Raw genomic sequence first — 668 nt, 5'->3', positions numbered from 1 at the left:
GTGCCACCGCGGCGGGTGCGGCCGGTGCCGGGGCCGGGGCGGGCGGCGCCGCCGGGGGCTGTCCGGGCACGCTGACCTTGAACCCGTTGACGATGGCGTCGGTGGCCTCGGCCGCTGCGACCACCTGGTCGACGCTGGTGTTCACGGCCAGCGAGACCAGGTAGCGGTCGGGGCCGACGGTGGCGATGACGTCGCGCCGGGATGTGTTCAGCGTCATCGAGTTCTCCAGGTAGGTGCCCTCGATCAGCGCCGACGGCATCCCGCCGAAGTCGGCCAGCGAGGCGTCGGTGGTCCGCCAGGCCGGCAGCTGCTGGGGCTCGACCAGGCCGTGGCTGATGGCTTCCTTCGGGTCGAACTCGCCGAGCAGCTTGTACACCACGATCTGCGCATTGGAGGTGTAGAGCCCGTTTCCGCCGACCCGGTCGGCGATCACGGCGAACGCGTCGGGCACGTTGGGGTCGGGGACGTGCTCCCAGCCGCGCGGCATCGGCAACACGATGTTCAGCGCCCGGAAGCCGATGCTGCTCTGCGGTTCCATGGTCACACCGTTGGCGGCGAAGAACTCCCGCATGGTGCCCGAGGTGGCCGGAACGATGGTCGACGGCGGCGGCGCGGGCAGCGCCGGTGTGCTGATCCCGGCCGGTACGGCGACCGGCCCGGCCGCGGCG

Annotated in this window: 1 protein-coding gene; it reads right to left on the bottom strand. The window is 72.3% G+C overall.

The features are described 5' to 3' along the window. Window positions 1–668 (bottom strand): LpqN/LpqT family lipoprotein (locus ACXAID_RS28310; protein ID WP_475025462.1); only part of this gene is annotated, 668 nt, incomplete at both ends.

Source organism: Mycobacterium sp. ABE4_509, assembly GCF_056160785.1.
Note: the sequence above shows the minus strand (reverse complement) of the source record. Positions and strands in the feature narration are given on the sequence as shown.